Here is a 412-nt window from a genome sequence, read left to right on the forward strand (position 1 = left end):
CTACAGCAACAACGCTTCGGCCAACAAGCTGGGCGCGATCGTCAACGGTTACGCGATCACCTACTACAACAAGACCTCGCTGGCGCCGTGGATGGACGACTTCTTCACCTCGGCCATCGGCCACGCTGCTGAACTGGGCTATACCAAGGCAGTCCCGCTGCTGAAGTGGAAAGTGGGCTTCCCGGTCCAGCGCCTGACCGGCGCCGGCGCCTGCTACATCCGCGCCGCGATGTACACCATGGTGCTGCGCGACAGCGAAACCTCGCCGGTGTACAGCACCATCGGCGAAGCCTTCGCCAAGAGCGACACCAAGGACTTCAATGCTGACTTCCTGAAGCTGCAATGCGGCAGCGCCGAAATGGGCACCGTGCTCGGCCTGAAGGCCGGCGAAATGACGGGTTACTCGTCGATC

At 62.1% G+C, this 412-nt stretch carries 1 pseudogene; it reads left to right on the forward strand.

Annotated elements, in window-relative coordinates:
• Positions 1 to 412: pseudogene (locus tag KBW98_RS23815) on the forward strand (hypothetical protein); the annotation flags it as partial.

The sequence above is a fragment of the Massilia sp. ST3 genome (assembly GCF_018119405.1).
Taxonomy (GTDB): domain Bacteria; phylum Pseudomonadota; class Gammaproteobacteria; order Burkholderiales; family Burkholderiaceae_D; genus Telluria.